Source organism: Buchnera aphidicola (Thelaxes californica), from assembly GCF_005080825.1.
Classification (GTDB): domain Bacteria; phylum Pseudomonadota; class Gammaproteobacteria; order Enterobacterales; family Enterobacteriaceae; genus Buchnera_I; species Buchnera_I aphidicola_V.
Map to the genome: position 1 here is coordinate 178,291 of NZ_CP034852.1, position 22,800 is coordinate 201,090.

Sequence of the window (22,800 nt, forward strand, 5' to 3'; positions counted from 1 at the left end):
TTTATTCTCCTATGATAAAGTACGTAAAATATCTGAAAATACTCCAGCAGCAGTAACATTATTACCAGCTCCATATCCTCTTAATACTAAAGGTATTGGTTGATAATATTGGGTATAAAAAGCTAGTGCATTTTCTCCGTTTTTCACAGAATATAAAGGATCATTAGTGTTAACTTCCATAATATTAACGCTGCATTTTCCATTAACATCTATTAAACCAATGTATCTTAATACTTTTCCTTTTTTTTGTATTTTATATATTTTTTCTTGAAAAAATTTATCGATTTTTGATAAATTAGATATAAAATTATTAACATTAGAACTTTTTAAATAATATTCATTTGGTAAAATTGATTCAATTTTGATATCTTTAAGTTCTAAATGATAACCGGCTTCTCTTGCTAAAATAAGTAATTTTCTAGCTACGTCAATTCCTGATAAATCTTCTCTAGGGTCAGGTTCAGTTAATCCAGCATGCATTGCTTGCATAGTAGCTTCAGAAAATTTTATATTTTCTTCTAATTTCCCAAAAATAAATGATAAAGATCCAGATAATATTCCTTTAAATTGAATTAATTTATCTCCTGATAATAATAAATTTTTAAAATTTTCTATTATTGGTAATCCTGCACCAACATTTGTTTCATAAAAAAAATGTTTTTTATTTTTTTGTGTTTCTTTTCTAATGTTTAAATAATAACTATAATTTGAAGTATTTGCTTTTTTGTTTGCAGTAACTATATGCATACCATAATTTATGCATTCAATATATTTTTCAGAAATAAACTGACTAGAAGTACAGTCCACAAGTATAGGATGAGAACAATTATTTTCTATAATAAATTGTTTTAATTGATCAAAATTAAATTTTTCTGTAGATTTATTGATTTCTAATTTATAGTGATTTAAATTAATTCCTTCATTATTCATTACACTTTTTTTAGAATTAGCAATACTACATAATTTAATAAAGATATTTTTTTTTTGTAATATTTTTTTTTGTTGTGCAATTTGTTGTAACAGTGTTTTTCCGATTCCTCCTATCCCTATTAAAAATATTTCAATATATTTTTTATAATGATTAAATATAAAATTATGTAATTTATCTATTTTTTTAATATATATATTTTTTTTTTCTATTTTTTTTAATAATACTGATAATGATTGTTGTGAAGAATAAAATATATTATATATACATTGTTTTTTTTCATTTTCAAATATTTTGTATAATTTTGGTACAATTTTTTTTTGTAATAACTGAATATTTCCTACAATAGAAATAATAGAAATATTATTTATTATTTTTTTTATGAAAAAATTATTTTTATTAGTTTTTACACAATGTATTTTTTTTATTTTTTGGCATATTTTTTCTAAAAATTTTTTTTTAATACAAATATGTAATTCATAATTTTCAGTTAATTCAACAAATGAAAAGATATTTGAATTTAATTTTTGAGAGATATTTTGTAAACTATGAATAGTTTGTTTTATATTTTCATTTTTTTTAATTTGTATATAGATTAAACTAAAATCATTGAGTTCTGCAATGCCTTTAATATTGTTTGTATCATTAGATTGATGTGAAATTATTGTTCCTGAAGCATATTGATCAAAAGTATTTTTAATTATGCAATTAATATTATTTTTTTCAAGTGGAAAAATAGTTTTTGGATGTAAAACTTTTGCTCCTAAATATGATAATATTGTTGCTTCCGAATAAGATAAACTTTTTAACTGTTGTGCAGAATGAATAATTCTTGGATCATATGAATATACTCCATTTACATCTGTCCAAATTTCACATGAACATGCGTTTAAACAAACTGATAAAATAGCAGCGGAGTAATCTGATCCATCTCTTCCTAATACTACAATTTCTCCTTTTTGGTTACTAGCAATAAATCCAGGCATTAATATTATTGATTGTTTTTGTATTGTTAATGCTTGTATGTTATTTTTTGTTTTTTTAATATTTACAGTAGCATTTAAATAATCATCATTAGTAATGATTTCTTTTTGAGGGTTAATTATTACAGTAGGATACTTTAACATTTTAAAAATACCTTCCATAATAATTATGGATAAAATTTCTCCTTTTGAAATAATGATTGCTTTTATTTTATCAGGACATTGTTGTAATACAGATATTGCTTTTAACATTCTTGTGATATGATTTAATTCATTTTGTATTTTTTGTTCTATGATTTTATAAGGAAAAGTATTATTTTTATCAAATAATTCTTTTATTAATAAATAAAAAATTTGTTGAATTTCATGTATTTCGTGTTGAAATTGATTATTTATAATACTTTTTTCTATTGCATCTATTAAATAATTTGTTATTTTTTTTGGTGCTGATAATACTACTGCGATTTGCATTTCTTCTTTTTTTTTCAAAATAATATTTGAAACTAATAAAAATAATTTGGCATTAGCTAAAGAAGATCCTCCAAATTTTAATATTTTCATAATTTTTCTCTAGAAATTTAAAAAATTGTTAAAAAAAGAATATAAAAAATAATAATTTTTTATATTTATTTATAATATTTAAATTTTTTATATCATATTTAGTTACAATTATAATTGTACAAAATATTTTTTGTAAAAAAAATAATAATCAGTGTTAAAAATTTTAGTTAATATAATAGTATTAATTAATTATATTGTAACTAAAGAAGTTATAAACATATTTTTTTATTTTTTATTATATTTTTAAAATAAATATAAAAAAGATTTAAAAAAATTTTTATTATTTTCTATTAATTAGTTACAATACATGATAAAAAATAATAAAATTATTTATTTTTTAAATCAATTAATATTTTTTTCACAATTAGTATTTACGCTATGTATCTTAATCAAAATTTTAACAAAAATTAATATACATACTATATTTTATTATATTATGTATATATAGTACTTCAACTTTGTAATGATATTTTATGCAAATTTTTATTAAAAGCATTATTTCTAAAGATGAGCTTCAAAAAAAAATTAATGAATTAGGAGTGATGATTACTAATCGGTATAAAAATAGTAAAAATCATATGATTTTAATTGGATTATTAAGAGGTTCTTTTATTTTTATAGCTGATTTATGTCGAGTTATTCATGTACATCATGAAATAGATTTTATGACTATATCTAGCTATGATAGTGGTATGAAACCTAGTGGGGATGTAAAAATACTTAAAGATTTAGAATGCGATGTTTTAAATAAACATGTTTTAATTGTTGAAGATATTATTGATTCTGGACAGACTTTAAGTAAAGTTTTAGAAATTTTATCAATTAGAAATCCTAAATCATTATCAGTATGTACATTATTAGATAAACCAGAGCGTCGTGAAGTAAATATTAAAGTGGATTATGTTGGATTTTCGATACCAGATTATTTTGTTGTGGGTTATGGAATAGATTATATACAATCTTATCGTTATTTACCTTATATAGGTAAGGTAATAATAAAAAAATAAAATTATAAAACAAAATGTTTTTGTTGTTGTATTTCGAATAACATTGTTCTTTTTTAATTATGAAGTAAAAATATAATATATCAGTAAACTGTAATTTTTTTTGTTGTTGTTACATATTATTTTAATAGTAAAATGGGTTTTACCCATTTTTACTATCTTTGTTTTTAATTATCTTAAAATTTGTTTTTCTCTTATTTCTTCTAATGTTTTACAATCTATACATAAATTTGCAGTAGGTCTTGCTTCTAATCTTTTTATTCCTATTTCAATACCACAGGAGGTACAATATCCAAATTCTTTTCTTAAAATTTTATTTAATGTTCTATCTATTTTTGTTATTATTTTTCTTTCTCGTTCTTTATTTCTTAGTTTTAAACTAAATTCTTCTTCTTGTACAGCTCGATCGATAGGATCTGGAAAATTATTAGTAAGTTCTTCTTTTTGATCTTCATGTTGTCTGTTTAATTCAAAAATAATTTGATTTTTCCAAGCTGTGAGTATTTTTTTAAAATGTGTTAATTGCATGCTATTCATATATTTTTCTTCTTTTGTTTCTTGATAGGGATGTACTCCAGCAATAGAGAGAATACTTAAAGAAGAAATTTTACGATGTTTATTCATTTTTATATTCCTATTTTTGTGAAATTTTATTTCATTATTATTATTCGAGTAAGTGAAATGTCAATTTTGTAGTTATAATAAAATATTTTTAGATATAATTTTTTATTAAAAAAAACAAGCTTATAAAAAATTTTTAAATAATATATTTATCTAAAATTTAAATTAATAACACATGATTTCTTATAAATGTATTATTTTTAATACAAATAAATAATTTTTTTGGAATATATGAGAATTATAGGATTTTTATTTTTTTTTGATCATTAATTTATTGTATTATATATATAAAAAATATTTTTTGTAAGAAAAGTATAAGCTGCAATTACAATAGTTTTAATATTTCATTTATTATAGTTTAAAAAAAAAATATAAAATATGATTAAAATTATATTACAAATAGAATACGATGGTACAAGATATTTTGGTTGGCAAATTCAAAAAAATACTATTACAATTCAAGAAAAATTAGAATTAGCTATATCTAAAATTGCTAATCAAAAAATCAGAATAGTATGTGCAGGAAGAACCGATACAGGGGTACATAGTATTGGTCAAATTATACATTTTGTTACTAATGTACATAGAAGTATTAAATCTTGGATTATTGGAGTTAATTCTTATTTACCAAAGGATATAGTTGTTATCTGTGCTTGGTTTTCAGAAGATTGTTTTCATGCTCGTCACAGTGCTATTTCAAGAAGATACCAATATATCATTTATAATTATCCAATTCGTTCTGCTATAGTTCACAATAGAGTATTTCATTTTTATCGTCAAAAATTAGATGAAAAGAAAATGAATCAAGCTGCTTTATTATTATTAGGAACTCATGATTTTAGTGTTTTTCGAGCTAAAAATTGTCAATCAAAAAATCCGATTAAAACAATAAAATTTATTCAAGTATATCGAATAAATAAATTTGTATTTCTAGATATAGAAGCTAATTCATTTTTATATCATATGGTTAGAAATATTATGGGTACATTATTAATTATTGGATTAAATAAAAAAAAAGTTAGTTGGATAAAAAAGTTATTAAAATTAAAGAAAAGATTATATGCGGGACCTACGATGCCTGCTTCTGGACTTTATTTAACATTTGTACAATATCCAAAAAGTTTTAATATAACAAAATGGAATACTAATTTTAATATTTTTAAAGAATTTTAAAAAAAATTGAATATGATAACAATATTATTATAAAATATTTGTGTAATATGTACATAGTTAAATATATTATACATATTATTTTTTGATAAAAATTTTAACATAATATTCTGTATATAAAAAAAATAAAATTATAATAAATAATAATATTATTTTAAATTTTTAATAAAAATGAATTTAATAATAATATTTTAATATTTTATTAGATCTAATAAACTTTTAAATAATGTTTAATTTTTATACACAGTTATCTTTTGAACATTGTTATAATATTTACACGATATTACAAAATTTTTTTATTTTATACAGTATTTTATAATATTTTTTGAAAAATAATATTGTTTATTAAAATTAATATTATTTAATATTTAATTTGATTTTAATGACAATTTAAATAATTTTAAGAGTAGTTAAATTTATATATAAATAACCTTTTTACATTTTTATATATTTAAGTTTTTATATTGAGAATAATATATATGCTTACTCAATGGTTACGCAAATTTTTTGGAAATAATAATAGTTATATTTTACAACAAGCACAAAGTATAGTTCATAATATCAATAAAATTGAACCGAAAATGATTAAATTATCTGATCAAAAATTACAAAATAAAACACAAAAATTACGAACTTTAATTCAACAAGGGATTGCGTTAAATAATATACTTCCTGAAGCATTCGCAGTAGTAAGAGAAGCAAGTAAACGTATATTTGGAATGCGTCATTTTGATGTACAGTTATTAGGAGGTATTGTTTTACATCAAAATTGTATTGCAGAGATGAGAACAGGAGAAGGAAAAACTTTAACTTCTACTTTACCTGCATATTTACATGCTTTAAAGGGAAATGGTGTTCATATAGTAACGATGAACGATTATTTAGCTAAAAGAGATGCTCAAATTAATAAACCTTTATTTGAGTTTTTAGGTTTAACTGTAGGTTTAAATGCTGCACATATATCTATTGAAAAAAAACGTCAAGCGTATTTATGTGATATTACTTATGGAACTAACAATGAGTATGGTTTTGATTATCTTAAAGACAATATGATTTTTTCTAAAAAAGATTGTGTACAAAGATCACTAGATTATGCTTTAATCGATGAAGTGGATTCTATTCTTATTGACGAATCACGTACACCTTTAATTATATCTGGACCTATAGAATCCAGTTCTAAAATATATTATAAAATCAACACAGTTGTATTAAGTTTATTAAAAAATAATATTAAAAATGTCAAAAATAAATATTTCTCAGTTGATGAAGAAAAAAAACAGGTATATTTAACAGATATAGGTTTGATAAAAGTAGAAAAATTATTAGTTCAAAATAAAATATTAAATTATCAGGAATCATTATATTCGTCGAATAATATAATTTTATTACAATATGTTTCAGTGTCTTTACGAGCACATAAATTTTATTTTAAAAATATAGATTATATTATTAATAGCAAACATGAAATAGTGATTGTAGATGAACATACAGGTCGTATTATGACAGGTCGTAGATGGTCTGAAGGATTACATCAAGCTATAGAAGCAAAGGAAAATGTGTATATAAATGATGAAAATAAAACTTTAGCTTCTATTACTTTTCAAAATTATTTTCGTTTATATAAACATTTATCTGGTATGACAGGAACAGCAATTACAGAATCATTTGAATTTAATAAAATTTATAATTTAAATACTGTATTAATACCTACAAATAAACCTATGATTCGTAAAGATTTACCAGATCTTATGTTTTTCAATGAACAACAAAAATATCGTGCTATTATTCAAGATATTCAGAATTGTGTAAAAAAAAAAAGACCTGTTTTAGTAGGAACAATTTCGATAGAAAAATCTGAAAAACTTTCTACTTTATTAAAAAATAAAGGAATTATTCATAATGTTTTAAATGCTCTCTCTTTTGATAGAGAAGCTGAAATTATTTCAGAAGCAGGTAAAAAAGGATCTGTAACAATTGCAACCAATATGGCTGGGAGAGGTACTGATATTGTATTAGGGGGAAGTTTTATTAATACTGAACTAAATATATTTTCATCTAAATTACATGATCAAAAAAAATTTTTTTATCAAAGAAAAAAGTGGAAACAAGATCATGATTTTGTAGTTTCTGTTGGTGGGTTACATATTATTGGAACTGAAAGACATGAATCTAGACGTATTGATAATCAGTTAAGAGGGAGAGCGGGTAGACAAGGAGATCCAGGATCATCTCGTTTTTATTTGTCAATGGATGACTCTTTAATGAGAATATTTGCTTCAAAAAAAATACAAATGATATTAAAAAAATTAGGTATGTATTCAAATGATGCAATTGAACATCCATTAATTAATAAAGCAATAGAAAATGCACAGCATACAGTAGAAAATCGTAATTTTGAAATTCGTAAACAATTATTAGAATATGATGACATAATTAACGATCAAAGATTTGTAATATATCAAGAAAGAAATCATATATTATGTAGTGATAATATTAATAAAAATATATATAAATTGTCTTGTGATGTTTTTAAAAATATTATTAAACCTTTTGTTATTGATCAAGTATACTTAAATTATTCTGGGATTCAAAAAATAGAAGAGCATCTATTAAAATATTTTAATATGAATATTAATTTTATAAAAAAATGTAAATTAAATAATAAAATTGATTATAAATTTTATATAAATTTTGTTTTTGATTTTTTCAATTATTTTTACAAAAATAGAAAAGAAAAAATTGGAAAAAAAAAATTTAATAAGATAGAAAAAAATATTATGATTAAAACACTAGATATTTTTTGGACTGATCATTTAGCATCTATGGATCATATGAAAAAAAGTATTCATTTATGTGGATATGTTCAAAAGGATCCTAAACAAGAATATAAAAAAGAAGCTTTTATAATGTTTTTATCTATGTTAAAAGCGTTAAAAAAAGAAGTAGTTATATTAATCAGTGAATTTATTTTTAATAAAAAATTTGTATATAATTAAATATTAGAAATATTATTTTTAATAAAGATATAGTTCTTAAAATAAATAAAATATATAATATTTATATAATTTGAATATATGAATTAAAAATATTTATTGTATATATTTTAAATATTTTTGAAAAGTTTATTATTATTCAATATTTTTATTAATACAATATATAACAAAATATTTATATATTTTTATATTATTATAAAAGTTATTATAAATAGATAACATTAATAAATTTTTTTGTAATAATTTAATTTGTATCTTATGACAAAATTTTATTTAAATAAATACTTAAATTATATACATATCAATAACTATATTTATAGTTTAGTTTTATATTATTGTTATAATTTGATAACTTGTATATAAATCATTTAGTATAAGATTTTACAAAAAGTTTTTATTACTTAAATTATCTATTTAAGGAATTAAATATGAAAAATGATAAAATCATTAAAGATATTGATGTAATTGAAACACAAGAATGGATTGATTCTATTAATTCTGTTATATGTAAAGAAGGAGTGGAAAGAGCTAAATTTTTGTTATTGAAAATTATTGATGTTTCTAAAAAATCAGGGATATTGTTGAATCATGTTGATTTTATGAATGATTATATTAATACTATATCTCCAGAAGAAGAATGTGTATATCCTGGTAATATTCAATTAGAAGAAAGAATATGTTCTGCAATTCGATGGAATGCTTTAATTGTTGTTTTAAAAGCATCAAAAAAAAATTTGGATTTAGGTGGTCATTTAGCTTCTTTTCAATCATCTGCTGTAATTTATGAAGTGTGTTTTAATCATTTTTTTAAATCTTATAATCAAAAAAATGGTGGTGATTTAATATATTTTCAAGGGCATATTTCTCCTGGAATTTATGCTAGAGCTTTTTTGGAAGGAAGATTAACCGAGCATCAAATGAACAATTTTAGGCAAGAAGTAGATGGTAATGGTTTATCTTCATATCCTCATCCAAAGTTAATGCCTGATTTTTGGCAATTTCCTACAGTTTCAATGGGTTTAGGAGCTATTTGTTCAATTTATCAAGCTAAATTTTTAAAATATCTTGAAAATAGAGGATTAAAAAATACTGCATCTCAAACTGTATATACATTTTTAGGTGATGGAGAAATGGAAGAACCTGAATCAAAAGGAGCTATTTCTGTCGCTGCAAAAAATAATTTAGATAATTTAATATTTATTATTAATTGTAATTTACAAAGTTTAGATGGTCCAGTAAGTGGTAATCGAAAAATCATTAATGAGCTAGAAAATATTTTTGTTGGTTCTGGTTGGTATGTGATTAAAGTGATATGGAGTAGTGAATGGGATCAATTATTACGTAAAGATTTAAGTGGAAAATTAATACATTTAATAAATGAAACAGTAGATGGAGATTATCAAAATTTTTCTTCAAAAGATATATCTTATTTTAGAAAAAATTTTTTTGGAAAATATAAAGAAACTGCAAAATTAGTAGAAAATTTAACAGATTTAGAATTAGAAAATCTAAAAAAAGGAGGACATGATTTTAGAAAAGTTTTTTCTGCTCTCAATAAAGCTCAAAAAATAAAAAATCAACCTACTGTGATTTTAATGCATACTACTAAAGGTTATGGAATGGGGAAAGTAGCTGAAGGAAGAAATGCAGCTCATCAAGTTAAAAAAATAGATATCGATACACTTAAAATTATTAAAAATAAATTAAATATACCAATAAAAAATAGTGATTTATCAAATTTACCATATTTTAAATTTTCAACAGATTCAAAAGAATATCAGTACATTGTTCAACAAAGAAAAAAATTAGGAGGTTATGTACCTCAACGTATTATTAATTTTACACATTCTTTAACTTTACCTACTCTTGTTGATTTTCAATCTTTACTTTTAGAACAAAAAAAATCTATTTCTACAACAATTGGTTTTGTAAGAATTTTAAATATATTATTACGAAATAAATATATTAAAGATAGAATTGTACCAATTATTGCAGATGAAGCACGAACATTTGGAATGGAAGGTTTATTTAGAAAGATAGGGATATATAATCCAGATGGACAAAAATATACTGCTCAAGATAGTCAAGAAATCATCTTCTATAAAGAAGATCATAAGGGACAAATTTTACAAGAAGGAATTAGTGAGTTAGGAGCTGCCGCTTCTTGGTTAGCAGCTGCAACTTCATATAGTAATAATAATTTTCCTATGATTCCTTTTTATATTTATTATTCTATTTTTGGTTTTCAAAGAATTGGGGATTTATTGTGGGCTGCAGGAGATCAACAAGCAAGAGGTTTTTTAATTGGAGCTACTTCAGGGAGAACTACATTAAATGGTGAAGGATTACAACATGAAGATGGACATAGTCATATTCAATCTTTAACAATTCCAAATTGTATATCATATAATCCTGCTTATTTATATGAGTTAGTTACAATTATTGAAAATGGAATACATAGAATGTATGGATTAAATCAAGAAAACATATATTTTTATATTACTACGATGAATGAAAATTATGTGATGCCTGCAATGCCTGAAGGTGCTAATGAAGGTATTTTAAAAGGAATATATAAATTAAAAACTCATCATGGTAAATTTAATTATCGAGTACAATTATTAGGTTCAGGATCTATTTTACAAAATGTTTGTGAAGCTGGGTTGATTTTAGAAAAATTATATGGAATAGGTTCAGATATTTATAGTGTGACATCTTTTACAGAGTTAGCCAGAGAAGGTCAAGATTGTGATCGATGGAATTTACTACATCCTAATCAACCACTTAAAATACCTTATATTTCAAAAGTGGTAGAAACTTTTCCAACAGTAGCCGTTTCAGATTATATGAAGTTATATGCAGATCAAGTACGTAAATATATTCCTCATAATTATTATCATGTTTTAGGAACGGATGGATTTGGAAAATCAGATAGTAGAGAAAATTTACGTAATTATTTTGAAGTTAATGCTCAATATATTGTTCTTTCGGCTTTATCTGGTTTATCACATTGTAATTTTATAAAACATAAAATAGTATTAGATGCAATGCAAAAATTTAATATTAATTCAGAAAAAATTAATCCACGTATTTTTTAAAAGGTCTATAATGGACGTTATAATTCAAGTTCCCAATATTGGTTTTGAAGAAGCTGAAATTATTGAAATATTAGTCAATGTAGGTGATATAATTGAATCAGATCAAGGAATCGTTACAGTTGAAGGTCAAAAAGCATCCATAGAAATACCAACGACAATTTCAGGTGTTGTAAAAAAAATATTTGTTGCTGTTGGAGATATTGTTATTCCAGGTACTGAAGTTGTTATGATTACCTCTAATCAAAAAAAAGAAAATAATAATTCTTTGTTAAAATCATCATCATTAAATAATGATGATAATACTTATCATATTACTAATAAATTCAAAACATCAATTAAACAAACAAATATTCCTCATTTATCATATAAGACATTATTACATGCTTCTCCTGCAGTTAGAAGATTATCAAGAGAAAATAATATTAATTTAGATGATGTTAAACCGAGTGGACCTAAAGGTAGAATTCTGAAACAAGATGTTGAACTATTTTTAAAAAATAAAGAAGTATTACATGATAATGTGAATATAAAACAATATCATCAAGATGATAATGATGCATTGTTAATGAAAAAGACAAATATAAATAGTGATCAATTTGGTGTAATTGAAAGCTTGAAATTAAGTAGTATACAAAAAAAAGTATCTATCAATTTGTCTAAAAGTTGGAAAACAATTCCTCATGTTACTCATTTTGATGAAATTGATGTAACACAATTAGAAAAATTTAGAAAAAAATTGAATATGAATATTGATGATAATGTAAAAAAAATTACATTATTACCATTTATAATTAAATCTTTAATCCAATCTTTACAATTATTTAGTAAATTTAATAGTTCTTTTGATGAAAAAAATAATTTAATTATATTTAAAAAATATATTAATATAGGTATTGCAGTAGATATAGAAGATGGGTTAACAGTTCCTGTTTTAAAAAATTCTGAACAATATAGTATACAACAAATTGCTAAAAATATAGATAATCTTGTTGAAAATGCTAGAAATCACACGTTAAATGTATCAGATTTAAAAGGTAGTTCCTTTACTGTATCAAATTTAGGGAAAATAGGAGGTACAGGATTTACTCCAATTATTAATTATCCAGAAGTTGCTATATTAGGTTTATCTCAAATGTGCATTAAACCTATTTGGAATAACGATAAATTTATTCCTCGTTCTGTTATTCCGATATCTTTAACTTATGATCATAGAATTATAAATGGATTAGAGTCAGCAAAATTTATTGATTTTTTAAAAAAAAATATATCCTCTATGAATTTTTTACTTTCATGATGATTGTTTTTTAAATTAAATAATGGTACTTTAATATATATTTTATTATTATGTATAATATAAAAATAATTTAATTATATTTTATAATTGTTAAAGAAATAAAGGTAGTTTATGAAAAAAAAAATTAATACCACAGTACTTATAATTGGTGGAGGCCCAGCTGGTTATTCTGCTGCATTTAGATCTTCAGATTTAGGATTAGATGTTGTAATAATTGAAAAACATAAAAATTTAGGTGGTGTTTGTTTAAATGCAGGTTGTATTCCTTCAAAATATTTATTACATTTATCTAAAATAATATCAGATAGTAAGAAAATTTTTAATTTTGGTATTTCTTTTAATTCCCCTAATATTGATTTAAAAAAAATATCTTCTTTTAAAGAAAAAATGATTAATAATTTAAATAATGGATTAGTACACCTGACTAAAAATAAAAAAATAAAACATATTCAAGGTGTAGCTACTTTTTTAAATAAAAATAATGTTGAAGTAACTACAAAATCTGGTGGTATATATAATATTTTTTTTGATAACGTGATTATTGCTACTGGTTCTGAACCAGTTGAAATACAATATTCTGGATTAAAAACAAAAAAATTATGGAATTCGACTGATGCTTTAGTTTTTAGAAAAATTCCAGAAAAATTATTAATTATGGGAGCGGGTGCAATTGGTTTAGAAATGGCTACAGTATATTCTGCTTTTGGTTCTGAAGTAGATATAATTGATACAAAAAAAGAATTATTTCCTACATTAGACAATTGTTTTTCTAAAATTTTTATAAAATCAACAGAAAAAGATTTTCGTATAAATTTAAATACTACAATAGATTCTTTAAAAGAACATCACGAAAAATTTTCAGTTTGTATTAAAGATAACAATAATAATATTCAATTACATTTATATGATGCAATTATCACTTCAATTGGGAGAAAACCAAATTTTAGTTCTTTAAATATTAATAATGCAGAGATACAATTAAACGAACAAGGTTTCATTTGTGTTAATTCTCAATTACAAACTAATATTCCTCATATTTATGCTATTGGAGATGTTGTTGGTCCTCCAATGTTAGCTCATAAAAGTATACATGAAGGTAAGATAGCTGCTGAAGTGATTTTTGGGTTAAAAAGATATTTTAATCCTAGTGCTATTCCTAATGTTATTTATTCAAATCCAGAAATTGCTTGGACTGGTATAACTACTGTTAATCATCAGGATAATGATATAAAAAATGAAGTATATGTATCGAACTATTCATGGAATTCTTTAGGAAAAGCATTAGCGACAGGGTCAGAAAATGGTTTAACACAGTTACTTTTCCAAAAAAGTACTGGAAGAATAATTGGTGGGATTATCATCGGTAATAACGCTGGTGAATTAATTAATGAAGTTACATTAGCAATAGAAATGGGTTGTACAGCAGAAGATTTATCATTAACTATTCATGCACACCCTACCTTATCAGAGTCGGTAGGATTTGCTTCAGATATGTTTGAATTTTTTAACTAAATTTTAACATTTTTATTTTTTTAACATTGTGTGATTAAAATATAAAAAAATACATGATAATATTTTTGCAATTTTTTTGGAATGATTAAAAAAAGATTGTGAAAAATCTTGTTTGGAATTTTTATCTGAAAAATCAGAAATAAATTTAATGATTAATAGTGGTACTTTAAACATAAATGCTGTTTGAGCAATTGCACAACTTTCCATATCTATTGCTATAGATTTTGAGAAATATTTTAAAATTCTTTTTTTTGATTTATGATCATTTAAAAAAGTGTCTCCAGTAATAATTAAACCTTTTGTAAAATGTATATTTAATTTTTTTGCAGTTAAAATAGCAAATTTTAATAAAGTGTGATTTACATAAAAGTAATCAGGAAATAAAGGAATTTGTCCTAATTTATAATTAAAAATTGTTACATCAACATCATGATAAATACATTTATTTGGTAAAAAAATTTGTTTCAAATTTTTATTTTGATGAATTGCTCCACAAGATCCTATATTAATAATAATATTTGGTTGATAATTTAATATAAGAAATGTAGTAGCTGCAGCAGCTGATACTTTACCAATTCCAGATTGAATAATTATTGTTTTTTTTTATATAACATACCAATATAAATTTTAAAACCATACTTTTCTTGAATAAGACAAAATTTTATTTTTCTTATAAAATAAGATATTTCTCTTTTCATTGCTCCTATAATTCCAATTAACATATTTTTCTCTAATTATATATTGTTTATATTTTTTTTAAATATTAAAAGATAATCCGCATCCGCAAGTATTTTTTGCTTGTGGATTTTTAATTAAAAATCGAGAACCTTCTAAATTTTCTAAATAATCAATTGTTGAACCTTGTAAATATTGAAAACTAATACTATCAATAACAATTTTTATATTTTTTTCTCGTATAATTATGTCATCTTGGTTTATATTTTCATCAATAATAAATTTGTATTGAAAACCGTTACATCCTCCTCCTTGTATATAAACTCGAAAATTATATTTTTCTACTGTTTTTGATATATAATATATTTTTTTTTTTATATTTAAGTATGCTATTTCAGTAATTTTAATCATGATAATTTTTTTTATGGATGTTTATTAAATATTTTATATAGAAAAAAATAATTTTAATAAGGATTAATATGATATAAAGTGATGGTTTATTTTAAAATATCGTAATTTTTTTAATATCGTCAAAAAAAATGCTCCTATGTAATAGTTTTTTAATATAAAAAGTATTTATTTTTATACAGATTTTATTTTTATAAAAAAATACAATAAAAATATTGTTAAAAAATATTTATCTTTTTCTAATAAATGTAGGTATATCTAAATATTGTTTATTAATTTTTTGATTAATTGTTTTTTTTTCATTATTTTGAATATTGTGATCCATTTTTGATTGTTCATGTTTCAAAATAATTCTATTAATATTTTGATATCTTCCATCCATGACTTTATGAATATCTTTCATGTAAGGTTGATTTTTTTTTATTATTATATTATTTCCAGATATTCTTTCCATTCCAATACCAGTTGCTACAATTGTGACTCGTAAAGTATCATTCATTTCAGAATCTAAAGAAGTTCCAATTACTACTGTTGCATTATCTGATGCAAAAGATCTGATAGTATTTCCTACAGTTTCAAATTCATCTAATTTTAAATCATGACCTGATGTAATGTTTACCAAAACTCCTCTTGCTCCAGATAAATCTATATCATCTAACAATGGACTAGAAACTGCTATTTCTGAAGCTTCTTCTGCTCTATTATCTCCTGTAGAAATGCCAGTACCCATAATTGCATATCCCATTTCTGACATCACAGTACGTACATCAGCAAAATCTACGTTAATCAAACCTGGTTTCGTAATTAATTCTGCAATTCCTTGTACAGCCCCCCTTAATACATCATTAGCTGCTCCAAATGCATTTAATAAAGAAATACCCCGAGATAATACTTTTAATAATTTATCGTTTGGTATAATAATTAAAGAATCTACATGTTTTGAAAGCTCAATAATTCCTTGTTCAGCAAAATCCATTCTTTTTTTTCCTTCAAAATTAAATGGTTTTGTAACTACAGCTACTGTTAGTATATCTAAGCTTTTTGCTACTTCTGCTACTACTGGAGCTGCTCCGGTACCAGTACCTCCACCCATTCCTGCAGCTATAAAAATCATGTCTGATCCTTGTAATGCTGTTTTTAATGCTTCTTTATCCTCTTCTGCAGCCATTCTTCCGACTTCCGGATTTGACCCTGCTCCTAATCCTTTAGTAATAGTATTACCAATTTGTATTCTTTGTTGTACTTCAATTTTATTGAGTGCTTGAGAATCTGTGTTTATAGCAAAAAAATCTACTCCTTCTATTTTTTCACGAATCATATGTTCCACTGCATTATTTCCACCACCTCCGACTCCTATTACTTTTATCACTGCATCATGTTTTGATTCATTGGATTCAAACATTTTTATTCCTCATGTTATATTATAAATTAATGGATATTTTTAATCTATTTGTTTATTTTTTTTTTTATCCAATTGTTAATTTTATACAAAAAGTTGCTTGAAGAAAAATGAGATGTTGTTATTGCATTTATTTTTTTTAATCTATCTTTATTATAAAACAATAAACCTATTACTGTTGAATATTCTGGTTGTGTAATTTCAATATTTAATTTATTTATTACATTATGAGGAATACCAATTCTAATAGGAAAATTGTAAAATATTTTTTTTGCACAAGATATTAGAGAATTAATATTTGCTCCTCCTCCTGTTAATATTATTCCACCTCTTATTTCATAATTTTGGTTTTTGATAGCTCTATTTTCTTGGATTATTAAAATTTGTTGTTTTATCAAACATAATAATTCAGTATATCTTGCTTCTATTACTTCACTTAATTTTTGTTGAGTAATTTTTTTTATAATTTCTCCATTAATATTATAAATATCTATTAGTTCATTTTGTGTCATGTTATATTCCAATGCAGTACCATATTTTATTTTGATTTTTTCTGCTTCTTCATTCGAAATGGAAAATGCATATGCAATATCTTGAGTCACTGTATTTCCTGCATAAGGTATTACTTTACTATATGCTAAAGAATTAGCAAAATAAATTGTAATATCTATATTATCTCCTCCTATATCAATCATACAAGATCCAAATTGTTTTTCTTGATCAGTTAAAACAGATTGACTAGAAGCTAAACCAGAGAAAATTACTTGATTAACATAAATACCTATTTTTTCTACTGCTTTTTTTAAGTTTTTTATTATTTCTTTAGAACAAGTTATTAAATGTACATTAGTTTCCATTCTCATTCCAGACATACCTAATGGATTTTTTATACCTGATTTATTGTCAATAATAAATTCTTGTGGAATTATATGTATAATTTCATGAGTTTTTTTTATTTGAACAGTTTTTGCAGTGTGAATAACTTTTTCTATATCTTGACTAGTAATTTCTTTTTGAGATAAAGGTATCATACCTTTTTCATTAGTTGAATGAATAGATTCATGAGATATTGATAACAATACTGATGTAATTTTGCAATTGGCACTTTTTTCTGATTTCTGAATACATTTTTTGATACAATTCACTAATGCATCAAAATTATTTATTCCATTTTTGTCAATTCCTTGTGATTTACATATTCCTATTCCGATAATATTTATATTTTTATTTATAATTTCTCCAACTAAACTAATAATTTTACTTGTTCCTATATCTAAACTAACTAATAATTCTTGATTGACTGATTTTAACATTATTATTAAACCTATCTTTATATAAAAAATAGTTAATCACTAAATTTTTTAAATGCATATAATATTTTTTTGATAAATTAATATTGTATAAAATTTTATTAAAATTAATAACCGATATGTTATATATATTTAAATTTTATATATAATATGAAAATTTTTTTATTAGTATATAAAAATATTGTTATGATGTTATAAAAATGTAATAAAATAATATTGCATCATGATTTAAATTTTTTAGTTATTGATTTTTTAAATAAAAAAATGAATTTTTTATTTAACAATGAATATTATTTTTTTGTCATATTTTATATGATATTTTGATTTTTTTTTCAATAATTGAAAATATATATATTATATCAATTAAATTATATTGAGTTCTTTTTATAAAAATAATATAGATAATTGTTTATATAATTTAATTATAATTAAGTAAATATTTTTTATTTTAAATTATTTTTTTAGCAATACGTAAGATTGCACTTCTTGAACTAGGATTATTTAATATTTCTTTAAAACTTGGTTTGATTTTTTTTTTAATTGATAAAATCGGTTTACTTAAAAATTTTATTTGAGTTTCATTAATTGGCATATTTTTTGGAAATTGTTTTGTTTTTCCAAATTTTATCATAAATTTTTTAATTATACGGTCTTCTAAAGAATGAAAACTAATTATAGTTAATTTTCCATTTTTTTTTAAAATTTTTAATGAAGTTGCTAAAATAGATTTTAATTCTGTAATTTCTTGATTAATATATATTCTAATTGCTTGAAAAGTACGTGTTGCAGGGTGTTTGTTTCCTATTTTTATAGGAATAATTTTTTTAATAATTTTAACAAGTTCATGAGTATATTTAATGGGTTTAATTTTATTTTGCTGTACTATTTGATATGCAATTTTTTTTGAATATTTCTCTTCTCCGAATTTTTTAATTATTTCAGCAATCTTTTTTTCTTTAGTTGTTAATAACCATTTATAAGCAGGAATACCTTCTTGTGGATTCATTCTCATATCTAATATTCCATTATTTGTAAATGAAAAACCTCTTGAAGCATTTTTTATTTGCATATTAGATATTCCTAAATCTATGATGATTCCATCTATTTTTCCAATAATTTTTTTTTGTGTAGCAAATTCATAAATTTTAGAAAATTTTTTTTGATAAACTTTTAACCTCGTTTCTTTTATTTTTTTAGAATAGTCAATAGAATATGGATCTCTATCGAAAGCATAAAGCATTCCTGTTTTTCCTAATTTTTTCAAAATTTGTTTTGTATGTCCTCCATATCCAAATGTTGCATCAATATATGTTCCATCTTCTTTTATTTGAAGTGCTTGTATAGATTCATTAAGTAGTACTGGTATGTGTAATGTTTTTATTGTTGTCATATATATATAAAAATGTTATTTTAATTTTTTAATATTCCAATTATTCCTGAACGTGCGATTTCTAATATTTTATTTTTTTTTTTAATTATTTGAATATAATCTGTAATTTTTTTGTTTGTACCCGTTATTTGTATAATTATTGTTTTATTTGTAATATGTACAATTTTTCCTTTAAATATTTTTGTAATTAATATTACATCTTTTATTTTTTCATGATCTAATTTAAGTTTGATTAATAAAATTTCTCTTTCAATATGAGGAAATATTCCAATTTCTTGTACTTGTAATACATTAATTAATTTATATAATTGTTTTTTGATTTGTTCAACAATGTTTTCATTTTCAACTTTAGTTTGAATTGTCATTTGAGAAATTGAAGAATCTTCAGTTGGGGAAACCGTGACACTTTCAATATTATAACCTCTTTGAGAAAACAATCCAATTACTCTTGATAAAGCTCCAAATTCGTTTTCTAGTAAAATAGATAAAATTTTGTGCATCATTATACTGTCTCTCTTTTTTTTAATTGCATGTCATTCATTCCACCACCTTTTATTTGCATAGGATAAACATGTTCTAAAGGATCGATAATAATATCTACAAAAATTAAATTATTTTTATGTAATTGTTGTATTGCTGTTTTCAGTTTTGGTTTTAATTCTTCTTTTTTTTCGATTTTCATTCCTTCGTGTCCATATGATTTTGCTAATGCTAAAAAATCAGGTAATGAATTCATGTAAGAATGAGAATGACGTCCAAAATAATGAATATCTTGCCATTGTTTTACCATACCTAATGCATTGTTATTTAAATTTATAATTAATATAGAAATATTATATTGTTTTGCAGTAGAAAGTTCTTGAATATTCATTTGTATACTTCCATCTCCTGTAATACAAATAACAATTTCTTTTGGAAAAGCTAATTTTACACCTAATGCAGCAGGTAATCCAAAACCCATAGTTCCTAAACCACCTGAATTGATCCATCTTCTAGTTTTGTTGAATGGGTAGTATAACGCTGTAAACATTTGATGTTGTCCAACATCTGAAGTAATATATGCATTCCCTTTGGTAAGTTTCCATAAACATTTTATGACAGATTGTGGTTTTATATATGTTTTAGACTTACTATATGATAAACTTTGAATATCTTTCCATTTCTTTATTTTATTCCACCATTTTTGAAGAATTTTTTGTCTATTTTCTATTTTTTGTTTATTAAGTTTATGTATTATTTGTTTTAATATTTGTTTAGCATCACCAATAATAGAAATGTTTGCAATTACTGTTTTTGATATAGAAGTGGGATCAATATCTATGTGAATAATAATTGCTTGAGGACAATATTTTAACAAATTATTTGTTGTTCTATCATCAAATCTTACACCTACTGCAAATATTAAGTCTGCATGATGCATAGCCATATTTGCTTCATATGTTCCATGCATCCCTAACATTTTTAAATTTTGTTTATGAGTTCCTGGAAAACTACCTAATCCCATTAGTGATGTTGTTACAGGAATATTTAATTTTTCTGCTAAAAATAATAGTTCTTCTTCAGAATGTGAAGTAATAACTCCTCCTCCAGAATAAATAATCGGTTTTTTTGCAATTAATAATTGTATTATTATTTGTTCTATTTTTTTTGGGTCATAACTAATAATTGGTTGATAAGAACGAATAAAGATGTTTTCAGGCCAAATATATTCTTTTTTAATTAATGGATCTAAAATATCTTTAGGTAAATCTATTACCACAGGTCCAGGTCTTCCTGTAGATGCAATCCAAAATGCTTTTTTAAAAGTTTCCGGTATATCTTCAGTTTTTTTAACAAGAAAACTATGTTTTACAATTGGTCGAGATATTCCTATCATGTCGCATTCTTGAAATGCATCAAATCCAATGAGATGTGAAGCGACTTGACCAGATATGATTACCATTGGTATTGAGTCCATATATGCAGTAGCAATTCCTGTAATGGAATTTGTAGCTCCAGGACCTGAGGTGACTAATACTACACCTACTTTTCCAGTAGCTCTTGCAAACCCGTCAGCCATATGAGTTGCACCTTGTTCATGTCTAACTAAAATGTGTTTTAAAGAATTTGGAACTGTTTTTAAAGCATCATAAATATCAAGTACAGCACCACCTGGATAACCAAAAAGATATTTTACTTTCATTTTTACTAAAGATTTAATTACCATTTCAGATCCAGATAACATTTTAATTTTTTTCATAAATTTAAATATTAAAATCAACAAAAAAATGTGTAGTTTTCTTTAGATAATACTTGCTTTAATGGCTTCCTAATTAATTACATTTTTGTATAATGTGCCTCATGATACCAAAAAATTATTATTATTATTATTAATGTGTAATTTTAAGTACATAAAAGCTTGTAACTTTTGTGTATAATAGTTATTTAAGAAAATTTAAATCACAATGTTTACACTTAAAATTTTAAATATCATCATCATAACATACTTTACTTAAATGTCTAAAATTTACAAAAAGAAAAAAACATGTTTAATTCGACTGTTTTTTTAATTACGATTGGTCACAGTGTAAATTTAGAATCGCTTTATATAAAACAAATAAAATAGTGTATAAATGTTTATGTTTTCATTTTTCAGAATAAATCTTATTGTAATATTATTAAAAATAAATTACCGAACTATATTTTGTATATTTTGTATAAATTGTTTCAGTTTTGAAATAGATCCTACAGTAAGGCACAGTTGGCTTAGTATTCTCACTGGAGGTATTTTCACACAAATAGCTTTATACGCGGTCAATCAAACACAAATCCAAAGGTTTTTAACGATGAAAACTTATAAAACAGCTCTTAAGTCATTATGGTGGAGTTTATTGCTAGTGTGTATGATATCTGTTTTAACAAGTTTTTCGGGCTTAGCAATTTTTTCGAAATACTACAACTGTGATCCTATAAAGTAATTATATTATTCAATCATAAAAGTATATTCACTAATCTACTAATTACTAACTTCGTACGCTATAGCGCACTATTTTGGTTCATATAATATATAAATTCAATTTGTTAAATTCTATATTATTGGGTGATTTATTAAAAAAAAAATCATTTAGGTATTTGTTGAATTTGTGTATTCTTTATTTAAAAATTAAAATAACGGTTTTTTTTAAATGTTTTTAACAACTTTCATAACAAAATAAAATATGTTTTAAAAAAAACTAAATATGGTGAGAAAAGTAAGGTACTTTATCAAAAATAACAGTAGCTAATTGACTCAGAGTTTAGATTCAACATTGGACGGCAAGCGTTATGCAGCAATAAAGTAATAAAGAGTATAGGTAAGTAATAATGAAAAATGACAAAAACAAAGTCTTAGAGGACAGTTTGCCTAAAGATCAACGGCAAACATAGCTGCATGCGTTAAATGACAGAGGAAAATAAAAAGTTTCTTTTTGTTTGT

16 protein-coding genes are annotated in these 22,800 nt (G+C 23.0%); 6 read left to right on the forward strand and 10 right to left on the reverse strand.

The genetic code is table 11. The features are described from left to right. Positions 1–9 precede the first annotated feature (9 nt). Positions 10–2,472, reverse strand: a complete 2,463-nt coding sequence (thrA, locus tag D9V80_RS00805) for a bifunctional aspartate kinase/homoserine dehydrogenase I (protein ID WP_158353291.1) — start codon at positions 2,470–2,472, stop codon at positions 10–12. Between the two features lie 473 nt (positions 2,473–2,945). On the opposite strand from thrA, the gene hpt reads away from it, so the two are divergent. Beyond that, a complete protein-coding gene (hpt, locus tag D9V80_RS00810) occupies positions 2,946–3,479 on the forward strand; it encodes a hypoxanthine phosphoribosyltransferase (protein WP_158353293.1) in 534 nt (177 codons plus the stop codon). A gap of 168 nt (positions 3,480–3,647) precedes the next feature. Here hpt and dksA read toward each other — a convergent pair whose 3' ends face one another. Beyond that, positions 3,648–4,106 carry an RNA polymerase-binding protein DksA gene (dksA, locus tag D9V80_RS00815; protein ID WP_158353295.1) on the reverse strand — a complete coding sequence of 153 codons (459 nt, stop codon included), beginning with the start codon at positions 4,104–4,106 and terminating at the stop codon, positions 3,648–3,650. Between the two features lie 369 nt (positions 4,107–4,475). Between dksA and truA the strand changes: the two genes are divergently transcribed. The 5 genes from truA (at position 4,476) to lpdA (ending at position 14,164) form a co-directional block, all read left to right on the forward strand. Further along, complete coding sequence (truA, locus tag D9V80_RS00820) at positions 4,476–5,270, forward strand: tRNA pseudouridine(38-40) synthase TruA (RefSeq protein ID WP_222836966.1); 795 nt, start codon at positions 4,476–4,478, stop codon at positions 5,268–5,270. 476 nt (positions 5,271–5,746) lie between these two features. Then, positions 5,747–8,263 (forward strand): preprotein translocase subunit SecA, encoded by a 2,517-nt coding sequence (gene secA / locus D9V80_RS00825; protein ID WP_158353297.1) that lies wholly within the window; start codon positions 5,747–5,749, stop codon positions 8,261–8,263. 425 nt (positions 8,264–8,688) lie between these two features. Beyond that, complete coding sequence (gene aceE / locus D9V80_RS00830) at positions 8,689–11,358, forward strand: pyruvate dehydrogenase (acetyl-transferring), homodimeric type (protein WP_158353299.1); 2,670 nt, start codon at positions 8,689–8,691, stop codon at positions 11,356–11,358. 10 nt (positions 11,359–11,368) lie between these two features. Then, positions 11,369–12,652 (forward strand): 2-oxo acid dehydrogenase subunit E2, encoded by a 1,284-nt coding sequence (locus tag D9V80_RS00835; protein ID WP_187306504.1) that lies wholly within the window; start codon positions 11,369–11,371, stop codon positions 12,650–12,652. A gap of 111 nt (positions 12,653–12,763) precedes the next feature. Further along, positions 12,764–14,164 carry a dihydrolipoyl dehydrogenase gene (gene lpdA, locus D9V80_RS00840; RefSeq protein WP_158353303.1) on the forward strand — a complete coding sequence of 467 codons (1,401 nt, stop codon included), beginning with the start codon at positions 12,764–12,766 and terminating at the stop codon, positions 14,162–14,164. A gap of 12 nt (positions 14,165–14,176) precedes the next feature. Here lpdA and mtnN read toward each other — a convergent pair whose 3' ends face one another. From mtnN to ilvB, 8 genes are all read right to left on the reverse strand, one after another. After that, the gene (gene mtnN, locus D9V80_RS00845; protein ID WP_158353305.1) at positions 14,177–14,758 is read right to left on the reverse strand and encodes a 5'-methylthioadenosine/S-adenosylhomocysteine nucleosidase; all 582 of its coding nucleotides are present in this window, start codon (positions 14,756–14,758) and stop codon (positions 14,177–14,179) included. After that, on the reverse strand, positions 14,755–14,886 hold the full coding sequence (locus D9V80_RS02510; RefSeq protein WP_158353307.1) for a 5'-methylthioadenosine/S-adenosylhomocysteine nucleosidase: 132 nt from the start codon (positions 14,884–14,886) through the stop codon (positions 14,755–14,757). The genes mtnN and D9V80_RS02510 overlap by 4 nt, the downstream gene beginning before the upstream one ends. A gap of 34 nt (positions 14,887–14,920) precedes the next feature. Continuing rightward, the gene (gene erpA / locus D9V80_RS00855; protein ID WP_158353309.1) at positions 14,921–15,250 is read right to left on the reverse strand and encodes an iron-sulfur cluster insertion protein ErpA; all 330 of its coding nucleotides are present in this window, start codon (positions 15,248–15,250) and stop codon (positions 14,921–14,923) included. Between the two features lie 226 nt (positions 15,251–15,476). Continuing rightward, entirely contained in the window at positions 15,477–16,649 is a 1,173-nt protein-coding gene (gene ftsZ, locus D9V80_RS00860) for a cell division protein FtsZ (RefSeq protein ID WP_158353311.1), read from the reverse strand. A gap of 44 nt (positions 16,650–16,693) precedes the next feature. Further along, entirely contained in the window at positions 16,694–17,959 is a 1,266-nt protein-coding gene (gene ftsA / locus D9V80_RS00865; protein ID WP_158353313.1) for a cell division protein FtsA, read from the reverse strand. 445 nt (positions 17,960–18,404) lie between these two features. Next, the gene (rsmH, locus tag D9V80_RS00870; RefSeq protein WP_158353315.1) at positions 18,405–19,346 is read right to left on the reverse strand and encodes a 16S rRNA (cytosine(1402)-N(4))-methyltransferase RsmH; all 942 of its coding nucleotides are present in this window, start codon (positions 19,344–19,346) and stop codon (positions 18,405–18,407) included. Between the two features lie 20 nt (positions 19,347–19,366). Then, positions 19,367–19,849, reverse strand: a complete 483-nt coding sequence (ilvN, locus tag D9V80_RS00875; RefSeq protein WP_261978567.1) for an acetolactate synthase small subunit — start codon at positions 19,847–19,849, stop codon at positions 19,367–19,369. Next, positions 19,849–21,576: a biosynthetic-type acetolactate synthase large subunit gene (gene ilvB / locus D9V80_RS00880; protein WP_158353899.1), complete on the reverse strand. Its 1,728-nt coding sequence runs from the start codon at positions 21,574–21,576 to the stop codon at positions 19,849–19,851. Before ilvB ends, ilvN begins: the two co-directional genes overlap by 1 nt. Positions 21,577–22,800: the final 1,224 nt, after the last annotated feature.

What these genes read in the sequence shown, in the direction of transcription:
- truA (WP_222836966.1), top strand. Translation starts at nt 4,476, where the DNA reads ATGATTAAAATTATATTACAAATAGAATACGATGGTACAAGATATTTT.
- secA (WP_158353297.1), top strand. Translation starts at nt 5,747, where the DNA reads ATGCTTACTCAATGGTTACGCAAATTTTTTGGAAATAATAATAGTTAT.
- erpA (WP_158353309.1), bottom strand. Translation starts at nt 15,250, where the DNA reads ATGATTAAAATTACTGAAATAGCATACTTAAATATAAAAAAAAAAATA.
- thrA (WP_158353291.1), bottom strand. Translation starts at nt 2,472, where the DNA reads ATGAAAATATTAAAATTTGGAGGATCTTCTTTAGCTAATGCCAAATTA.
- hpt (WP_158353293.1), top strand. Translation starts at nt 2,946, where the DNA reads ATGCAAATTTTTATTAAAAGCATTATTTCTAAAGATGAGCTTCAAAAA.
- ftsZ (WP_158353311.1), bottom strand. Translation starts at nt 16,649, where the DNA reads ATGTTTGAATCCAATGAATCAAAACATGATGCAGTGATAAAAGTAATA.
- ilvN (WP_261978567.1), bottom strand. Translation starts at nt 19,849, where the DNA reads ATGATGCACAAAATTTTATCTATTTTACTAGAAAACGAATTTGGAGCT.
- ftsA (WP_158353313.1), bottom strand. Translation starts at nt 17,959, where the DNA reads ATGTTAAAATCAGTCAATCAAGAATTATTAGTTAGTTTAGATATAGGA.
- rsmH (WP_158353315.1), bottom strand. Translation starts at nt 19,346, where the DNA reads ATGACAACAATAAAAACATTACACATACCAGTACTACTTAATGAATCT.
- aceE (WP_158353299.1), top strand. Translation starts at nt 8,689, where the DNA reads ATGAAAAATGATAAAATCATTAAAGATATTGATGTAATTGAAACACAA.
- lpdA (WP_158353303.1), top strand. Translation starts at nt 12,764, where the DNA reads ATGAAAAAAAAAATTAATACCACAGTACTTATAATTGGTGGAGGCCCA.
- D9V80_RS00835 (WP_187306504.1), top strand. Translation starts at nt 11,369, where the DNA reads ATGGACGTTATAATTCAAGTTCCCAATATTGGTTTTGAAGAAGCTGAA.
- D9V80_RS02510 (WP_158353307.1), bottom strand. Translation starts at nt 14,886, where the DNA reads ATGTTAATTGGAATTATAGGAGCAATGAAAAGAGAAATATCTTATTTT.